This window comes from Sciscionella marina DSM 45152 (assembly GCF_000379465.1).
In the GTDB taxonomy this organism is placed as follows: domain Bacteria; phylum Actinomycetota; class Actinomycetes; order Mycobacteriales; family Pseudonocardiaceae; genus Sciscionella; species Sciscionella marina.
The window spans coordinates 220,968-238,762 of record NZ_KB905465.1 but is presented as its reverse complement, the minus strand read 5'-3'; the positions used below and the strand labels follow the sequence as shown (position 1 = coordinate 238,762).

The following is a 17,795-nucleotide window of genomic DNA, read 5'->3' as shown; positions in this document are numbered from 1 at the left end:
TCTCATCAGGATGAGTAGGAATCACGGACAGGAGTTTGAGGTATGACAGGTTCAGCCGAACGCACGAAGGTCGATTTCTGGTTCGACCCGGGCTGTCCGTTCGCGTGGATCACCTCGCGGTGGATCATCGAGGTGGAGCGGCAGCGTGAGCTCGACCTCACGTTCAGGGTGATGAGCCTTTCGGTGCTCAATGAAGGCCGGGAAGGGCTCTCCGAGCAGTACAAGGAGCTGCTCGCCAGCGGCTGGGGACCGGTCCGGGTCGCGATCGCGGTCGAGCAGCAGTACGGCCAGGAGAAGCTGCGCGAGCTCTACACCGCACTCGGCACCCGGTTTCACAACCAGGGCCACAAGGACCGCGCCCAGGTGGTCGTGGACGCGCTCGCCGAGCTGGGCCTGCCCGCCGAACTGAACGAGGTGGCCACCTCCACCGAGTACGACGAGGCGCTGAAAAAGAGCCACCACGAGGGCATGGACCCGGTCGGGATGGATGTCGGGACACCCACCATCCACATCGACGGGGTGGCTTTCTTCGGCCCGGTGCTCTCCGAGATCCCGCGCGGTCAGGATGCGCTCGACGTGTTCGACGGGGCCCGGCTGCTGGCCGGTTACCCGAAGTTCTTCGAACTCAAGCGGACCCGGACCGGGGAACTGAACTACGACTGAGCGCGGGCGGATCAGCCCAGTGCCGCGCCGAGGACGCGGGCCCCTTCCGGGAAAGCTCCGGGATTGGGGCCCGCGTAGCTGAGCCGGAGGAACTGCCCGGCGGGTTCCGCGGGGAACCATTCGCTTCCCGGTCCGATGATGACGCCCGCTGCCTGGCTGTCCTGCACGGCCCGGGCCAGATCCACGGCATCCGGCAGCCGCGCCCAGAGGTTCAGCCCGCCCTGCGGAATGGTCACCGGCTGCGCCTCGGGGGCGTGTTCGCCCAGGCTCTCGGCGAGCAGGTCCCGCCGGCTTCTGAGCTGCTGGCGCAACCGGCGCAGGTGGGTGCGCCAGGCGGGCTGGGTGACCACGTCGAGCGCCACCGCCTGCAGTACGCCGCTGACGTAGATGGACTCCGCCTGGGCATCGGCGAGGATCCGGTCACGTGCCGGTCCGCGCGCGATCAGCCCGGCGACCCGGACCGTGGGGGAGAGGCTCTTGCTCAGCGAGCGGATGTAGACCACGTGCCCGCCGCCGTCCCGGGCCGCGACCGGACACGGGTCCGCGTCGATGCCGAAATCGTGCGCCGAATCGTCCTCGATCAGGAACGCGCCGTGCTGGCGGACCGTGTCCAGCACCCGCTCGGTCAGCGCCGGGGTCCACAGCGCGCCGGTGGGACTGGCGAAATTCGGCTGGGCGTAGAAGGCGCGCGCCCCGGACCGCTCGAACGCACGCTCCAGTGCCTCGGGATCGGGGCCGTCCGGTCCGCTCGGCACCGGAACCACCTCCACACCGACCTGTGCGGCGGCCAGGATCGCGCCCCAGTAGGTCGGCGATTCCATCAGCAGCGGCCCGCCGGCCCCGACCAGCGAGCGGAACGTGGTGATCAGTCCGACCTGGCTGCCGGGGATGATCACGACCTCGCCCGGCGAGGCCGGTGTGGTCCCCGCCGGGGTCACCGATTCCAGTTCGGCGGCGAACCAGGACTGCAGCTCCGGAAGACCCGCCGTCGGGGGCCTGTCCAGTAGCGCTTCGGACCGTGCGGCCCGGGTGAACGCCGCGCGCAGCAGGCGTTCGGGTAGCAGTTCCCGGTCCGGGTACCCGGAGTGCAGCGCGATCGTGTCGTTCGGGGCCGGGCGCAGGGACGCGGGCAATCGTGGGATCCGGTGGTCCGGCGAGCCCAGGGCCGCGGTCTGCCAGCCGTAGTCGTTGGGCCGCGCCGTCCGTACCGTGCGCACGAAGGTGCCGACACCAGGGCGGCTTTCCACCATGCCCTGCGTGGTCAGGGTCCGCAACGCCTTCTGCACCGTCACCGGGCTCACCGCATAGCGTGCGACGAGCTCCCGCGTGGCGGGCAGCTTCGCACCCGGTGCGGCCGTGGACATCCACTCGCGCAGATCCGCGACGATTCGCGAACTGCTATCGTCAAACATGAAACAGAATAGTAGCGCTATTATCGAAAACTCGCCAGCGCTATCCCCGCTCCGGGGCGGGCTGCTCTGGGGATTGCTCGGCGTCGTGGCGTTCTCCTTCACCGTCCCGTTCACCAGGGTCGCCGTCGCGAGCGGGGGAATGTCGGCCCTGTTCATCGGCTCGGCGAGAGCGGTGCTCGCCGCGGTGCTCGCGGCCGTGGCGCTGGCGATCACCCGGCAGCGAGTGCCCCGCGGGGTGCAATGGGTCCGGGTCGCGGTCGTCGCGGGCGGTGCGGTGGTGGGCTGGCCGCTGCTGACCTCCTTCGCGCTGACCACCGCACCGGCAAGTCACGGCGCCGTGGTGGTCGCGCTGCTGCCCTCGGCGACCGCGGTACTGGCCGTGCTGCGCGGGCGGGAACGGCCACCGCTGCCGTTCTGGATCATGGCGGGCCTCGGCGCGGTCGCCGCGGTGGTGTTCGCCGCGCTGCAGGGCGGCGGGCTCGCCGGGATGCACTGGTCGGACCTGCTGCTGTTCGCCGCCGTCCTCGCCTGTGCGATCGGTTACGCGGAGGGCGGGCTGCTCGCGCGCGAGCTCGGTTCCTGGCAGACCATGTCCTGGGCGCTGGTGCTCGCCGCGCCGCTGATGATCGTCCTGGCCGCGGCCTCGATGACCGAACAGGCGCCGAGCGGCGGGATTCCCGAGTGGGCGGCGTTGGCGTATCTGGCCGTGGTGAGTGCTTTCCTCGGCTTCTTCGCCTGGTATCGCGGGCTCGCGATCGGCCCGATGACCCAGGTCAGTCAGGTCCAGCTGGTGCAGCCGGTGCTGAGCATCTGCTGGGCGGCCCTGCTGCTCGGTGAACGGCTGACCTGGCCGACGGTCCTGGGCGGGCTCGCCGTGATCGGCTGTGCCGGGTTCGCCGTGCGTGCCCGGTCCGGGCAGCGGTGATCGAGCCGTGAACCGGGCATAAACGGGCAGTATTTCCGACTGTTTGCCCAGTTGTTCCCGGAATGACCTTGACATCGGGCATCTTCGGGCACATCATTGCTGCGTTTTCGTCGGCAGCGTGGCGGTGCGGTGATGGAGCTCGGAGGTGCCCCCGGTGTATCCGGATGAGCGGAGGCAGCAGATTCTTTCGCTTGCACGCGAAATCGGCCGGGTCGAGGTGACCGATCTGGTCTCCCGGCTGACCGTTGCCCCGGAGACCGTCCGGCGCGATCTCGGGGTGCTCGAGCGCCAGGGGCAGCTGCACCGAGTCTACGGCGGCGCGGTGTTCGTCGGGGACAACACCTTCGAACCGTTGCTTGAACGGCGCAATTCCCAGCATGTCGCGGACAAGGAGCGGATGGCGCGGGCCGCGGCGGCGATGGTCGCCCGGCTCCCGGAGAACTCCACGGTGCTACTGGACTCCGGCTCCGCCCCGCAGGCCATCGCGCGCGCGTTCCCGGAGGGGCCGGCGCTGACCGTGGTCACCAACGGCCTTCCGGTGGCCACCGAGCTCGCGGCGAAGCCGAACGTCACCACCTGGTGCCTCGGCGGGCGGCTGCGGGAGAGCACGCTGGCCTGTGTCGACGAATGGGCCCGCTCGCGCATCGAATCGCTCACCGTGGACCTGGCCTTCGTCGGCGTCGACGGGCTGACCGTCCACAAAGGACTCACCGCGATGGAGCCCGCGGAGGCCGCGGTGAAGGCGGCCATGCTCGACTGCGCGCGCGAACGGGTGCTGCTCGCGCACCACGGCAAGATCGGCCGGGACACATTCTGCCGGTTCGCCGGGCTGGCCGATATCGATGTGGTGCTCACCGATGAGCAGCTCGATCCTGGCGTGGCCAAGGAAATCGAGGATTCCGGAGCACGATTGGTGTGTGCATGATGCGGCGGATCTGCGTGTTGTTCGTGGCGTTGCTGACCCTGACCGGATGCGGGTTCGCCGGTGCGGGCGGTGGTGCAGGCAAGGGCGAGTCCATCACCGTTGCGGTCGTGTCGAACCCGCAGATGCAGGACATGCAGGAGCTCATCGACCGGTTCCACGAGGAACACCCGGGAATCGACGTCCGGTTCGTCAGCCTTCCGGAGAACGAATCCCGGCAGAAGACCGCGGAATCGGTTTCCACGGGTTCCGGGGAATTCGATGTCGTGATGATCTCCAATTACGAGACGCCGATCTGGGCGCGCAACGGATGGCTGCGCAACCTCGGGCCGGATATCGCCCGGACACCCGGTTACGACCAGCAGGATTTCGTACCCGCGGTGCGCAAGGCGCTCTCCTATCAGGGGAACATGTACTCGGTCCCGTTCTACGGCGAATCCTCGTTCCTGATGTACCGCAAGGATCTGTTCGCCAAGAAGGGCTTGAGCATGCCGCCGCACCCGAGCTGGCAGCAGGTCGCCGAGCTCGCGGCGAAGCTGGACGATCCGGGCAGCGATACCGCGGGGATCTGCCTGCGCGGGCTGCCCGGCTGGGGGGAGCTGATGGCCCCGCTCTCCACGGTGATCAATACCTTCGGCGGGCGGTGGTTCGATCCGCGATGGCGCGCCCAGCTGGAAAGCCCGCAGGTGCGTGAGGCCGTGCGGTTCTATGTGGACCTGTTGCGGAAATACGGGGAACCGGGCGCCGCCGCGGCCGGATTCACCCAGTGCCTGAACAACTTCGCGGCCGGGAACTCGGCGATGTGGTACGACTCCACCTCGGCGGTGAGCACCCTCGAGGACGCGAAATCGAGCAAGGTCGCGGGCAAGGTCGGTTATGTGGCGGCTCCCGTCGAGCGGCATCCGGGAACCGGCTGGCTGTACTCCTGGTCGCTCGGTATCCCGAAGACGAGCGAACATGCCGATGCCGCCTGGAAATTCGTGTCCTGGGCGACCTCGAAGCACTACATCGGCGAGGTCGGCAAAACGCTCGGCTGGTCGCGGGTGCCCCCGGCCAGCAGGCTGTCCACCTACGAACTTCCCGGCTACCGCAAGCTCGCGGGCGCCTTCGCGAAACCGACGCTGGACGCGATCAATTCACCGACGATCGAGCATCCCACCGCGAAACCGGTGCCGTACACGGGAGGGCAGTTCGTGGACATTCCCGAATTCATCGATCTCGGTACGCGGGTGAGCCAGCAGCTCTCCGCGGCGATCGCGGGGCAGAAGTCGGTGGACGACGCCCTCGCGCAGTCCCAGGAGTACGCCGCGACGGTTGGAGCCTCCTATGGCGGTCGTTGACGCGGGCCGGATCAGTGCCCGTGGCGCGGCGATGCGCAGGCGCGCACCGCTGCTTCCCGCGCTGATCCTGCTGTTCATCGTCACCCAGATCCCGTTCCTGTTCACGATCATCTTCTCCTTCCAGTCCTGGAACCTCCTGCGCCCGGGATCCACGCGCTGGGTGTGGTTCCAGAACTACGCCTCGGTGTTCACCGACGGGACCGCGTTGCAGGCGCTGCTCAACGAGGTCCTGATGACCGTGCTCGCGGTGCTGGTCTCATTGGTGCTCGGCACCCTGTTCGCGGTGCTGCTGGACCGGAAGTTCCCCGGCCGCTCAGTGGTGCGCACCCTGCTGATCTCGCCGTTCCTGATCATGCCGACGGTCGCCGCGCTGCTGTGGAAGACCACGATGCTCGATCCGGTCTACGGCATCCTCAACTACCTGCTGCGCCAGGTGGGTGCCGGACCGGTGGACTTCGTCTCGAGTTTCCCGATGACCTCGGTGATCGTGGTGCTCGTCTGGCAGTGGACCCCGTTCATGATGCTGATCTGCCTCGCCGGGCTGCAGAGTCAGTCGCACGAGGTGCTCGAGGCCGCGAGCATGGACGGGGCGGGACCGCTGCGCACCTTCTTCTCGGTGACCCTGCCGCACTTGCGTTCCTACCTGGAACTGGGCGGGCTGCTCGGGGCCATCTATCTGGTGAACACCTTCGACCTGATCTACATGATGACCCAGGGCGGACCGGGAACGGCGACCACGAACCTGCCCTATTACATCTATCAGCGCGCATTTCAGGGTTTCGATATCGGACAGGCCTCCGCGCTCGGCGTGGTGACCGTGATCGGCACGATCATCGTCGCCTCCGTGGCATTGCGCAGCCTGTTCTCTGTTTTCAAGACGGCGGAGGCACGGGCATGAGCGAGATCGCGGTACGCCGCAAGGGAAAGCTCGGCACCTCGATCTGGGCGATCGGCGCCTGGATCATCGGGATCCTGTTCTTCTTCCCGGTGCTGTGGATGGTGCTCACCTCGTTCAAGACCGAGGCCGACGCCTATTCCACGACCCCGCATCTGGTGTTCAAGCCCGTTTTCGAGCAGTACGCCTCGGTGTTCTCCTCGGGAATCGGGCCGTATCTGGTGAACTCGCTGCTGGCCACCGTGGTCTCCACCGCGCTCGTACTGGTACTCGCGGTCCCCGCCGCCTATGCGCTGTCGATCTATGCGGTGCGCAAGGTGCAGAACGCGCTGTTCTTTTTCATCTCGACGAAAATGCTCCCGATCGTCGCCGCGATCATTCCCATCTATCTTGCGGCGCGCAGCATTTCCGGGCTGGACAACATCTGGACCCTCGTCGTGCTCTACACCGGGATGAACCTGCCGATCGCGGTGTGGATGATGCGCTCGTTCTTCCTCGAGGTGCCATCGGAAATGCTCGAGGCCGCGCGGATGGACGGGGCCAAACTCGGGCAGGAGATCCGGCACGTCCTGCTTCCGGTGGTGGCCCCGGGAATCGCGGCGACCGCACTGATCTGTGTAATCTTCACCTGGAACGAATTCTTCTTCGCGCTCAACCTCACCACGATCCGGGCCTCCACCATGCCGGTGTTCCTGGTCTCGTTCATCACCTCGGAAGGGGCATACTGGGCACGGCTGGCAGCGGCGGCCACGCTCGCCTCGATTCCGGTCCTGCTCGCGGGGTGGTTCGCGCAGAAGCAACTAGTCCGTGGGCTTTCCATGGGCGCCGTGAAATAGGGAGAACTCCACTTGCGTGCATTGGTGATCGAGACACCGTCCAAGACCACGGTGTCCACTGTGGACGATCCGACGCCGGGGGCACGGGATGTGATCGTCGAGGTCGACTCCTGCGGGATCTGCGGTACGGATGTGCACATCCTCGACGGGGAGTTCCCGCTCGCGCCGTACCCGCTGGTGCCCGGGCACGAGTTCGCCGGGCGGATCGTGGCGCTCGGTTCCGCGGTGACCGAGTTCGCCGAAGGGGACGCGGTGGCCTGCGATCCCTCGCTGTTCTGCGGTGAGTGCGCGAACTGCGTCGTGGGCAAGGGAAATCTGTGCCTGAACTGGAACGCGATCGGGGACACCGTGGACGGGGCGATGGCGCAGTACGTGCGGGTCCCGGTGCGCAACTGCTACCGGCTGCCCGAATCCGTCCGGCTCGACCAGGCCTCGCTGATCGAGCCGCTTTCCTGTGCGGTGCACGGATTCGATCTGCTTCCGCGGGAACTGGGCTCGCACTACCTGATCTATGGCGCGGGCACCATGGGGCTGCTGATGGCCCAGCTCGCCCCGCTCGGTGGCGCGATCTCGGTCTCCGTCGTCGATCTGAACGCCGAACGACTGAGTACCGCGGCGGCCCTCGGGGCGACCGCGACCGCGGCCAGTGCCGGGGAACTGGCCGATGCGCACCCGCGCGGCTGGGATGTGGTGATCGACTGCACCGGCGCGGTGCCCGCGATCGAGGACGCGATCCGCCGGGTCAAACCGGGCGGGGTGTTCCAGCAGTTCGGAGTCGCCGCGGGGGAAGTGATGGCCAAGGTGTCCCCGTTCGCGGTCTACAACAACGAGATCACCATCGTCGGGAGCATGGCCGTGCTGCATTCCTATGGGCGCGCGGTCGAACTGTTCGCCTCCGGGGTGATCGACGCGGACACGATGATCTCCGACCGGCTGCCGCTCGAACAGTACGACGGCGCCATCGAACGGTTCCGGGCCGGGGCGGGGCGCAAGATCCAGGTCGTTCCCTGACCCGCCGCGGGGATTAGGCTGCTCCGCTATGACCGTGCTGTTCCGATCGGGCCTTTCCTGCGCTCCGCGCTCGCCGGCGCTCGCCACGATGCTCGGAAAGGCTGTGCTGGCCAGAAAAGAGGCGCTCTCATGACCGAACTCGTCGCGGGAGTGGATTCCTCCACTCAGTCGACGAAGATCGTCGTTTGCGATGCCGGGACCGGCGCGGTGGTCCGCGAGGCGAGTGCACCGCATCCGCCGGGAACCGAATGCCCGCCGGACGCCTGGCTGACCGCGTTCGAACAGGCCGCCGACGGCCTGCTGGACGGGGTGCGCGCGCTCGCGGTCGCCGGTCAACAGCACGGTATGGTCGCCGTGGACGAGCAGGGTGCGGTCGTGCGCGATGCCTTGCTGTGGAACGACACCCGCTCCGCGCAGGCAGCCGCCGAGCTCATCGCCGAGCTCGGCGGGCCACCGCGCTGGGTGGAGGCCATCGGTTCGGTGCCGCCCGTCTCGTTCACCATCACCAAGCTGCGCTGGCTCGCCGAGCACGAGCCGGCGAACGCGCGACGGGTGGCCGGGGTGATGCTTCCGCACGACTGGCTGACCTGGCGGCTCGGTGATGGCAGGCAGTGCCCGGCCACCGATCGCGGCGACGCCTCGGGAACCGGCTATTTCGCACCGTGGCAACAGGACTACCGCACCGATCTGGTGAAGCGCGCCTTCGGTTCGGTGCCGGAACTGCCGAGGATCGCCGCGCCGAACGAACCGGTGGGGGAAACCCCGGACGGCATCCTGCTCGCCCCGGGAACCGGGGACAACATGGGAGCCGCGCTCGGCATGGATCTCGCCGAGGGTGAGGTCGTCGTCTCGGTCGGTACATCCGGGACGGTTTTCGCGGTCGGGAGCGAGCCGAGCGGGGACCCGGGCGGATTCGTCGCCGGATTCGCCGATGCCGCCGGTGGCTACCTTCCCTTGGTGTGCACACTGAACGCGGCGCGGGTACTCGACGCGACCGCCGGGTTACTGCGCGCGGACCGTGCGGAGTTCGACGAACTGGCGCTCGGCGCGGAACCGGGCGCCGGTGGGATGACGCTGCTGCCCTATCTGGACGGGGAACGCACCCCCAACCGGCCGGACGCCAGCGGCATGTTCGCCGGGCTCACCACGGCCAACGCCGGTCCGGGAAACCTCGCCCGTGCCGCGGTGGAAGGTATGCTCTGCGGGCTGGCCGATGGCATCGAACCCTTGCGGGAGCAGGGAATCACGCCGGAGCGGTTGCTGCTCATCGGTGGTGGTGCCGCGTCCGAGGCGGTCCGGCGGATCGCGCCGAGCGTATTCGGGCTCCCGGTCACCGTGCCGCGGCCGGCGCAGTACGTCGCGCTCGGGGCCGCACGGCAGGCCGCGTGGACACTCTCCGGTGCCGAATGCCCACCGCAGTGGGATGTTCGCGAGCCCGCGGCCACCTTTACGGGTAAGTCCGAATCAGTTATCCGTGAAAACTATGCCCGGATCAAGAATCTCGGTTAAGGTCTTGCGATCACACAGGACTACTCACGCAGGGGCTGGGCAGAACACATGGGTAGGGAACAGCGATGAACAAGACCGGGACCGCCATGCTCGCGTGCGGGCTGCTGCTCGGTGCGGCACTCACCGTCACGCCCGCGGCCGCGGCACAGCAACAGGACCGGATCGACTGGGGTAAGTGCGCATCGGCCGATCTGCAGAAGGCGGGCGCGCAGTGTGGCACCGTGAAGGCGCCGCTCGATCCGGCCGATCCCGGGGCGGGCACGGTGTCGATCGCCGTCTCGCGCATCAAGCACACCGTGCCGGATTCGGCCTATCAGGGCGTCATGCTGGTCAACCCGGGCGGCCCGGGCGGCGCCGGGCTGCGGATGGCTACCCAGGGCAAGAAGGTGCCGAACGGGGTGGGCAAGGCCTACGACTGGATCGGCTTCGACCCGCGCGGGGTTGGCGAATCCACGCCGAAACTGTCCTGCGACCCGAAGGAAACCGGGTTCGACCGGCCCGACTACACGCCCGACCGGCCCGGAATCGAACAGTACTGGCGCAAGCACAAGCGCGACTACGCCAAGGCCTGCGGGCGCAACGGCGGAAAACTGCTCGAGCACATGAAGACCACCGACTCGGTCTCCGATATGGAAGCGATCCGCACCGCGCTCGGCGCCGAGCAGATCAACTTCCTCGGCTTCTCCTACGGCACCTACCTCGGCCAGGTGTACAGCACGCTGCACCCGGACCGGATGCGGCGCATGGTGCTCGACTCCAATGTGGACCCGCGCAACATCTGGTACCAGGCCAACCTGAACCAGGAGTACGCCTTCGACCGCAATCTGGGGATCTGGTTCGAGTGGCTGGCCAAGCACGACGACGTCTACCACCTCGGCAAGACCAAGGAAGCCGTGCACCGGCAGTGGTACCACCAGCGGGACCGGCTCGAGCACGCGCCCGCGGGCGGCAAGATCGGCCCCGCCGAGTGGACCGACATCTTCCAGAGCGCCGGGTACTACCGGGTGGTGTGGACCGAACTCGCGGACGCCTTCGCAGCCTGGGTGAACAAGGGTGACGCGGAACCGCTGATCTCCGAGTTCGGCCCGAACACCGAACCGGACACGGAGAACAACTACGCGGTGTACAACGCGGTGCAGTGCACCGACCTCCAGTGGCCGCGCTCCTACGGCAAGTGGCGGGCCGATGCCTGGCGGATCCACGCCACCGCGCCGTTCAACGCCTGGTCGAACACCTGGTACAACGCGCCCTGCCTGGACTGGCCTGCCAAGGCGGGTAAACCGGTGCAGGTGGACGGATCGAAGACCACGAGCGCGCTGCTCATCGGGGAGACCCTGGACGCGGCCACCCCGTTCGAGGGCAGTCTCGAGGTCCGTTCCCGCTACCCGGGTGCCCGGCTGATCGGGGAGCCGGGCGGCACCGCGCATGCCGATTCGCTCTACGGCAACGCCTGCGTGGACGACCGGATCGCGGACTACCTGGCCACCGGCAAGCTCCCGGACCGCGCACCGGGCCGCCAATCGGATGTGAGCTGTGCTCCGCTGCCCGATCCGCAGCCGGAGAACGCGGAAGCACAGAAGCGCACGGCCGAGGAACACCGGTCCCTGCTTCCCGCGCTGCATTTCTGAGGAATGTGGCAAGGTGGGCGGTGATCAGTCGAGTCACCGCCCACCGGGAGGATTTCCATGGCCGCGCCAGTCACGACAAGCACCGAGCACGTCATCGCCGGGCAGCAGCGCGGTGGCAGCGAGCGCATCGAGGTCGTGAACCCGGCGACCGAAGAGGTCATCGCCTCGGTCCCGGCCGGGACGAGTGCCGATGTGGACGACGCGGTGGCCGCGGCGGCAGCGGCGCAACCGGCCTGGGCGGACACCCCGCTCGCCGACCGGATCGCCATGGTGCGCGCCCTGGCCGGGGAGCTCGAGGCGCGCGGTGCCGAGATCGCCGCGACCATCACCGCCGAGATGGGTTCGCCGATCACCTTCGCGCAGAAGGTGCAGGCCGGTTTGCCCGCATCGACCTCGGCGGGACTCGCGGACGTGCTCGAGGCCGGGTACGCCTTCGAGGAACGGATCGGCAACTCGCTCGTAGTGCGTGAACCCGTCGGCGTGGTCGGCGCGATCACCCCGTGGAACTACCCGCTGCACCAGGTGGTCAACAAGGTGGCCCCCGCGCTCGTCGCGGGCAACACCGTGGTGCTCAAACCCTCGGAGATCGCCCCGCTCTCGGCGGGGATCTTCGCCGACATCCTGGACCGGATCGGCCTTCCCGCCGGGGTGTTCAACCTGGTGCACGGCACCGGGGACGTGGTGGGCGCGGCGCTGTCCGCGCACGAGGGCATCGACATGATCTCGTTCACCGGATCCACCCGCGCGGGCAAACTGGTGGCCAAGGCGGCCGCGGACACAGTGAAGAAGGTCGCCCTGGAACTGGGCGGGAAATCCGCGAACGTGCTGCTCGATGACGCCGACTTCGCCAAGGCGGTCAAGATCGGGCTGGCGAACTGCTACATCAACGGCGGCCAGACCTGCACCGCGCTCACCAGGATGCTGGTGCCCGCCGCGCGGCACGACGAGATCGTGGAACTCGCCGTTGCCGCGGCCGCGAAGTACGCCGTCGGCGATCCGACCGATCCGGCAACCCGGGTCGGCCCGATGTCCTCGGCCGCGCAGCGCGAGCGGGTGCTCGGCTACTACCGCACCGGGGCGAGCGAAGGGGCGGACGTGGTGCTCGGCGGCGCCGGGGCCGAGGGACTGCCGGACCGTGGCGCCTATGTCGCGCCCACCATCTTCGCCGGGGTGCGCCCGGAGATGACCATCGCCAACGAGGAGATCTTCGGACCGGCGCTGTCGATCATGCCCTACGCGGACGAGGAGGACGCGGCGCGCATCGCGAACGCCACCGTTTACGGGCTGGCCGGGGGAGTGTCCTCTGCCGATCCGGACCGGGCACTGGCCTTCGCGCGGCGGCTGCGCACCGGGCAGGTCGATGTGAACGGCGGCGCGTTCAACCCGGTCGCCCCGTTCGGCGGGTACCGGCAGTCCGGCATCGGCAGGGAACTCGGGCGCTACGGGCTCGAGGAGTTCACCGAGGTCAAGTCCATCCAGCTGTGAGCGCTTCGCGCTGGGCGGCCACGAAGGCGGGGGCCACCGGTTCGCCGTGACCGGGGACCACGAGCTGCGGGTCCAGCGCGAGCAGGCGGTCCAGGCTCGCGGGCCACTCGGCGGGGAACGCGTCCTCGCCCGCCTGTGGTTCGGCGCCCTGCTCGACGAGGTCACCGGCGAACACGCAGGCCGCGTCCGGGATGTGCACGATCAGATCACCCCCGGTGTGCCCGCGGCCCGGATGCAGCAGCCGCACCGTGCGCCCGCCGAGGTCGAGCGTGTGGTCCGCGGTCCCGGCGGTCGGCGGCACGAGCGGGGAAACAGTGATCTCCTCGGTGAACGCAGGACACTCCTGTGACCACTGTTCTCGATCGTGAACAGTGATCTCGGTCAGCCGCGCGGCGCACACCGGATGCGCGTACACCTCGACGCCCGGGAATGCCGAGGTGCCGAGCACGTGATCGAAGTGCGCGTGGGTGAGCACCACGGACAGCGGCAGCGGGGTGTGCTCCCGGATCGCCTCGGCGAACGCCGCCCCGTGCGCCGCACCGAAACCGGTGTCCACCACCAGTCCGGAGCGGGAACCGAGCACGAGCCCCAGGTTCAGGTCGAGCTCGCGGTTGCGCACCACCCAGACACCCGCGGCGAGCTCCACCCACCGGTCAAGCAAGACCCGGCACCCGCTGCGGCGCGAGGATCCCGTCCCGCAATTCCGGGACCACCTCGGTCACGTCGTGTTCGGCCGCCAGTTCCACATCCCCAGGATGGCCCTTGGTGATCAGTTCCCGCCCGGAGACACAGTCCCGCAGCGCCGGGGCGAGCCGGGGCCGCAGCGCGGCGAACCCGGCAGCGGCCAGTTCGGCCTCGGGGGAGCGGGCGGATTCGAGCGCGGTGACGATCGCGCCCGCGCCGAGCTGATCCTCGGCCGCGGGGCGCAGCGGACCGGAGCGGCTTCCCCAGCGTTCCCCGGCCGCGAGCACTCCGATCGGCCCGCCGTGCCGTGTGGCGGCCGCGGCCACCGCGCTCGCATTGCGCAGGCTCCCGACCAGCACCGTGGCCCCGGTGCCCGCCGCGAGAACGCACAGCGTGGCACCGTTCGGTGAGGGCAGCCCGAGCAGCACACCCGGCTCCATCCCGGTGAGCGAGGACGGGCGCAGTGTCCAGGACCGGTCCCCGGCGAGCACCGCGCCGCGCGCCCGCGCCGCGTCGAACTCGCCGTCGTCGGTCATCCGCAGCGGGAGCACCGAGGAACCCCGCTCGGTGACGATCGTGGCCGAGGTGCAGAACGAGAGGACGTCGACGATGATCAGCACCGCGCAATCGGCGAGCGCATCGAGTCCCTCCGGACCCCAGTCACAGCGGACCGGGTGGCCGAGCTGACGGTGGTAGCTCTCCATGCGGGCGACCCTAATGCAGCAGCGGAACACGAGGTGACAGACTTTTCGCCGTGCGCGTTTACCTTGGTTCCGATCACGCCGGATACGAACTCAAAGGCGAGCTGATCGCCCACCTGAGCAAGGCTGGGCACGACGTCGTGGATGTCGGGCCCGCCGCCTACGACCCGGACGACGACTACCCGCCGTTCTGCGTGGAGACCGCGCGGCGCACCGTCGCCGACGAGGGCAGCCTCGGCATCGTCATCGGCGGCTCCGGCAACGGCGAGCAGATCGCCGCGAACAAGGTGCCCGGGGCGCGTGCGGCGCTCGCCTGGAGCACCGAGACCGCGAGCCTCGCCCGCGAACACAACAATGCCCAGGTGGCCGGGATCGGCGCCCGGATGCACAGCACCGAGGAGGCCATCGCGATCGCCGAGGCCTTCCTCGCGACACCGTTCTCCGATGGGGAACGGCACAAGCGCCGGATCGCCATGCTCGCCGAGTACGAATCGAGCGGCGAGCCGCCAAGGCTGCCGTAACCATGCCCGAAGGGCACACCCTGCACCGGCTCGCGAAGCTGCACCAGCGCCGCTACGCCCGCAAGCCGGTCACCGTCTCCAGCCCGCAGGGACGGTTCGCGCTCGAGGCCGAGTCCATCGACGGCATGGTGCTGCAGCGCGCCGAGGCCTACGGCAAGCACCTGTTCCACCGGTACGACGACCGGCGCATCGTGCACGTGCATCTCGGCCTCTACGGCGCCTTCACCGAACTCGAGAACCCAGCGCCGGAACCCGTCGGCAAGGTGCGGATGCGGCTGGCCGGCGAGACCCACACCACCGACCTGCGCGGGCCCACCAAATGCGAGCTGCTCAACGTCCTCGCCGTGGACCGGATGCTCGCCATGCTCGGCCCGGACCCGTTACGCAAGGACGCGAAGCCCGAACTCGCGCATGCGCGGATCGCCCGCTCCAAGACCAGCATCGCCGCACTGCTCATGGACCAAAGCGTGCTCGCGGGCGTCGGGAACGTGTACCGGGCCGAATTGTTGTTCCGGCACGGGATTCCGCCCTACCGGCCGGGCCGGGAGATCGACGAGGAGCTGTGGTCGGTGCTGTGGGCCGATCTGGTCATGCTGATGCGGGACGGGGTGCGGGTCGGGCGGATCGACACCGTGCGGCCCGAGCACGATCCGCGGGTGGCCGGGCGGGCGCCGCGCAAGGATCGGCACGGCGGAGAGGTGTACGTGTACCGCAGGGCCGGGATGCCCTGTCATGTGTGCGGCACTTCGGTGGCGATGGCGGAGCTGGCCGGGCGCAATCTCTACTGGTGCCCGAGCTGCCAGGCGGGGTAGCCGTTCAGATCAATCCTATGCGTGCTTGAGTAGCGGTGTTCCACGCTTGGCGTACCTCATTCAGTGCTGCGGTGGCGGTGACGTTCAGGCGGGTTTGCCCGGCGAGTTCGCGCGTCCATGCGGGTTCCTCGGGCGCATCGGTGAACAGTGTGTCGCCCGGTGGCCTGTTGGTGGGGCCGAAGCGTTTGAAGAGCTCGGCGGCATCGGCGGTGATGAGGCCGAGGCGGGCCAGCAGCCAGAGATCGTAGAGGTCGCGGGAAGCGGCACGTTGTGTCCAGGCGACGGTTTTCCAGGCTGTGAAGGCGGCGCGGTGGGTACACGCAGGGTGGCCGGTGGGGTGTCGCTGTAGCGTTGCGTGATTGCCCGTGGCTCGACCGGCCAGGGAGGGTAGCCGGTCGGGCTGAGCAACTGGATACGCACGCTCGTGCCGTCCGGTGCGGCGAGTACGGCGGGTGTGGAGTTGCTGACCGCTGAGAGCGCGGGCTGCCAGCGCAGACCTGGGTACTCGCGTCGGGTGGCGCGGAGCAGGATGGTGTCGAGAGCCTTCGCTGTACGGCTACGGTTTCCGTGTGCGATCAGGTCGATGTCCTCGGACAGTCGGCCGTGCGGGGCGAAGGTGCGAGACAAAGCGGTTCCCCCGAAGAACAGGACCTCGTCGGGCAGGTGTTCACTGACCGCGGCGAGTAGATGGGAGATCAGGTGGTCGCGGCGCACTTGTGTACGGGCGACGCCGAATCCTTCGGCGATGGCGGCCGCTTCGTTGGGATCGAGCATGGTTCAGGCTACGGAGTAGAGGCGGGAGAGACTGGCTCGACGGCGCTGTGTAACGGCGAGTTCGTTCAACAGGTCCCGGTCACAGCGGGTGAGCAAGGCGTGCGCGGCGCTCAAGGCCTGATCGGGAAGCCCGCCCAGCGTCGGCCGGGCTACGAGATCGAGTGTGGTCTGCTCGATCGTGGTGATCCATCCCTGGCCGAGTTCACCGGTGTGGTGCTGCACGTCCAGGGAGCTGACTCGGCGACGTGCGAACAGAACTATCGCATCCCGGTCGGCCAGATGCAGGGGCGGACGGTGACGGCTGGTCGCTACCACCGCGATAGCCAGCCCGCGTGGGATGGCCGTATGCACGCGAGCAGCGGATAGCCCCATCAGCGCGACGGAGGCGGTGCCCTCGTCGGCCACGGCGATCCCCAGCGCGACCGCCTCGAGGTCGGGGCGCCAGTCGCGGCCGAGCTGGTCGTCGGGAACGGGGACGTAATACCCGGTCGCCAACCGGTGCAGGGCACCGGATCGTTCGAGCCGGGCGAACTCGGGGCGCGGATGCGCATACACTCCGGTGGCATCGCGGGGGCGGAGTACCCGTGAGGAACCGCGGAGTAGTTCCGGTGGCACTCGCGCGGGCGTATGGGGCATAAGTGTCACCTCCGTAGGTTCTAACCCTACGCTCGTGCCACAAATATGGCCAACATGTGTGTCTGCTCCCCTCCCGTCAGCGGGCGGGTGCCAGGACGACGTCGAACTGCGCCCTGTGCCAGGTTCGCTGCCCGAGATCCCGGCCGTCCGGGGCCGGTGTTCCCGCGGGCTGTCCGGCGAAGTCCTTGATGAGCGAGTCCTTGACCCCGAACACGGCGTCGCCGATGGCCAGCTGTGGATCCGCGCGCACGAAGATGTGGGTCACCAGGGTGCGAAACCGCTCGGCGGAGACCATGAAGTGCAGATGGGCGGCGCGCACGGGGGAGCGGCGCACGGCATCGAGAAGCGCGCCGACCGGGCCGTCGTGCGGGATCGGGTACGGGGTCGGGGTGAGGCACCAGAACCGGAAGCTCCCGTCGTCCCCGGCGAACAGGTGCCCGCGACCGGCGACGCGGCCGTCCGGGTACTGCACGTCGTAGTGACCGGTCTCGTCGGCCTCCCAGACCTCGATGCGCGCTCCGGGGACAGGATTTCCCTCGGTGTCGCGCACGGTTCCCTGAACCCAGCAGGGCGTGCCGGAGGCGTCCGCGGCGATGTCCCCGCCGTTGCCGATCAGTGGCGAGTCCTCGACGAAGAACGGGCCGAACACGGTGGCCTCCGTTGCGTCCCGGTAGGCCCCGTTGTTCACCGCGATGATCTGCATCGAGGCGCCGAGCACATCGGAGAGCAGGATGAATTCCTGGCGCTTGTCGTCGGTGATGTGCCCTGCTGCGGTCAGGAAATCGATGCCCCGCTGCCATTCCTGTTCGGTGAGCCGGGTTTCCCGGATGAACGCGTGCAGGTGCCCGGTCAGCGAGCGCATCAGCTCGTGCAGCCGCGGATCCGGGGTCGCTTCGAACGAGGCCAGCACTTCCTCGGTCAGCCGCTCCTCGACGCGCTGCTGCTTCCCGGGCGGAGGGTCCGTGGGATCCCCGCCCTCCCAGGCAGCGGTGAGCAGGCGGGTCAGGTCCTCCTCGGTGACCGGGCGCGGGTTGCCGGGCG

Annotated in this window: 17 protein-coding genes and 1 pseudogene; 12 read left to right on the top strand and 6 right to left on the bottom strand. The window is 68.7% G+C overall.

Going from position 1 to position 17,795, the window contains the following annotated elements:
• Positions 1-42: 42 nt before the first annotated feature.
• The gene (locus tag A37U_RS0141645) at positions 43-663 is read left to right on the top strand and encodes a mycothiol-dependent nitroreductase Rv2466c family protein (protein ID WP_020502595.1); all 621 of its coding nucleotides are present in this window, start codon (positions 43-45) and stop codon (positions 661-663) included.
• A gap of 11 nt (positions 664-674) precedes the next feature.
• Here the strand turns inward: A37U_RS0141645 and A37U_RS0141640 are convergent, their stop codons facing one another.
• Positions 675-2,075, bottom strand: a complete 1,401-nt coding sequence (locus tag A37U_RS0141640; protein ID WP_020502594.1) for an aminotransferase-like domain-containing protein — start codon at positions 2,073-2,075, stop codon at positions 675-677.
• Between A37U_RS0141640 and A37U_RS0141635 the strand changes: the two genes are divergently transcribed.
• The 9 genes from A37U_RS0141635 (at position 2,074) to A37U_RS49020 (ending at position 12,626) form a co-directional block, all read left to right on the top strand.
• Positions 2,074-3,000, top strand: coding sequence for a DMT family transporter (locus A37U_RS0141635; RefSeq protein ID WP_026198192.1), 927 nt, complete (start codon positions 2,074-2,076; stop codon positions 2,998-3,000). The genes A37U_RS0141640 and A37U_RS0141635 overlap by 2 nt on opposite strands.
• 145 nt (positions 3,001-3,145) lie before the next feature.
• Entirely contained in the window at positions 3,146-3,925 is a 780-nt protein-coding gene (locus tag A37U_RS0141630; protein WP_020502592.1) for a DeoR/GlpR family DNA-binding transcription regulator, read from the top strand.
• The gene (locus A37U_RS0141625) at positions 3,922-5,262 is read left to right on the top strand and encodes an ABC transporter substrate-binding protein (RefSeq protein ID WP_020502591.1); all 1,341 of its coding nucleotides are present in this window, start codon (positions 3,922-3,924) and stop codon (positions 5,260-5,262) included. Before A37U_RS0141630 ends, A37U_RS0141625 begins: the two co-directional genes overlap by 4 nt.
• Entirely contained in the window at positions 5,249-6,160 is a 912-nt protein-coding gene (locus A37U_RS0141620) for a carbohydrate ABC transporter permease (protein WP_020502590.1), read from the top strand. Before A37U_RS0141625 ends, A37U_RS0141620 begins: the two co-directional genes overlap by 14 nt.
• Positions 6,157-6,993 carry a carbohydrate ABC transporter permease gene (locus tag A37U_RS0141615; RefSeq protein ID WP_020502589.1) on the top strand — a complete coding sequence of 279 codons (837 nt, stop codon included), beginning with the start codon at positions 6,157-6,159 and terminating at the stop codon, positions 6,991-6,993. Before A37U_RS0141620 ends, A37U_RS0141615 begins: the two co-directional genes overlap by 4 nt.
• Before the next feature lie 12 nt (positions 6,994-7,005).
• Positions 7,006-8,004 (top strand): zinc-dependent alcohol dehydrogenase family protein, encoded by a 999-nt coding sequence (locus A37U_RS0141610; RefSeq protein WP_026198189.1) that lies wholly within the window; start codon positions 7,006-7,008, stop codon positions 8,002-8,004.
• 129 nt (positions 8,005-8,133) lie between these two features.
• Complete coding sequence (gene xylB, locus A37U_RS0141605; protein ID WP_020502587.1) at positions 8,134-9,513, top strand: xylulokinase; 1,380 nt, start codon at positions 8,134-8,136, stop codon at positions 9,511-9,513.
• A gap of 65 nt (positions 9,514-9,578) precedes the next feature.
• On the top strand, positions 9,579-11,141 hold the full coding sequence (locus A37U_RS0141600) for an alpha/beta hydrolase (protein ID WP_020502586.1): 1,563 nt from the start codon (positions 9,579-9,581) through the stop codon (positions 11,139-11,141).
• Positions 11,142-11,198: 57 nt separating this feature from the next.
• Positions 11,199-12,626, top strand: coding sequence for an aldehyde dehydrogenase family protein (locus tag A37U_RS49020; RefSeq protein ID WP_020502585.1), 1,428 nt, complete (start codon positions 11,199-11,201; stop codon positions 12,624-12,626).
• Here the strand turns inward: A37U_RS49020 and A37U_RS0141590 are convergent.
• Together A37U_RS0141590 and A37U_RS0141585 are read right to left on the bottom strand one after the other, a co-directional pair.
• Positions 12,607-13,287: an MBL fold metallo-hydrolase gene (locus tag A37U_RS0141590; protein ID WP_026198188.1), complete on the bottom strand. Its 681-nt coding sequence runs from the start codon at positions 13,285-13,287 to the stop codon at positions 12,607-12,609. The two genes, A37U_RS49020 and A37U_RS0141590, sit on opposite strands and share 20 nt — an antisense overlap.
• Positions 13,280-14,014, bottom strand: coding sequence for a 2-phosphosulfolactate phosphatase (locus tag A37U_RS0141585; RefSeq protein ID WP_020502583.1), 735 nt, complete (start codon positions 14,012-14,014; stop codon positions 13,280-13,282). Before A37U_RS0141585 ends, A37U_RS0141590 begins: the two co-directional genes overlap by 8 nt.
• Positions 14,015-14,064: 50 nt before the next feature.
• On the opposite strand from A37U_RS0141585, the gene A37U_RS0141580 reads away from it, so the two are divergent.
• Both A37U_RS0141580 and A37U_RS0141575 read left to right on the top strand, forming a co-directional pair.
• Entirely contained in the window at positions 14,065-14,532 is a 468-nt protein-coding gene (locus A37U_RS0141580; RefSeq protein ID WP_020502582.1) for a ribose-5-phosphate isomerase, read from the top strand.
• 2 nt (positions 14,533-14,534) lie between these two features.
• Positions 14,535-15,344: an Fpg/Nei family DNA glycosylase gene (locus A37U_RS0141575; RefSeq protein ID WP_020502581.1), complete on the top strand. Its 810-nt coding sequence runs from the start codon at positions 14,535-14,537 to the stop codon at positions 15,342-15,344.
• 4 nt (positions 15,345-15,348) lie between these two features.
• Here the strand turns inward: A37U_RS0141575 and A37U_RS50865 are convergent.
• From A37U_RS50865 to A37U_RS0141560, 3 genes and pseudogenes are all read right to left on the bottom strand, one after another.
• A pseudogene (locus tag A37U_RS50865) lies at positions 15,349-16,118 on the bottom strand (nucleotidyl transferase AbiEii/AbiGii toxin family protein).
• Between the two features lie 3 nt (positions 16,119-16,121).
• Complete coding sequence (locus A37U_RS0141565) at positions 16,122-16,754, bottom strand: hypothetical protein (RefSeq protein ID WP_026198187.1); 633 nt, start codon at positions 16,752-16,754, stop codon at positions 16,122-16,124.
• A 76-nt stretch (positions 16,755-16,830) separates the two neighbouring features.
• The gene (locus A37U_RS0141560) at positions 16,831-17,664 is read right to left on the bottom strand and encodes a dioxygenase family protein (RefSeq protein ID WP_020502578.1); all 834 of its coding nucleotides are present in this window, start codon (positions 17,662-17,664) and stop codon (positions 16,831-16,833) included.
• Between the last annotated feature and the right edge of the window lie 131 nt (positions 17,665-17,795).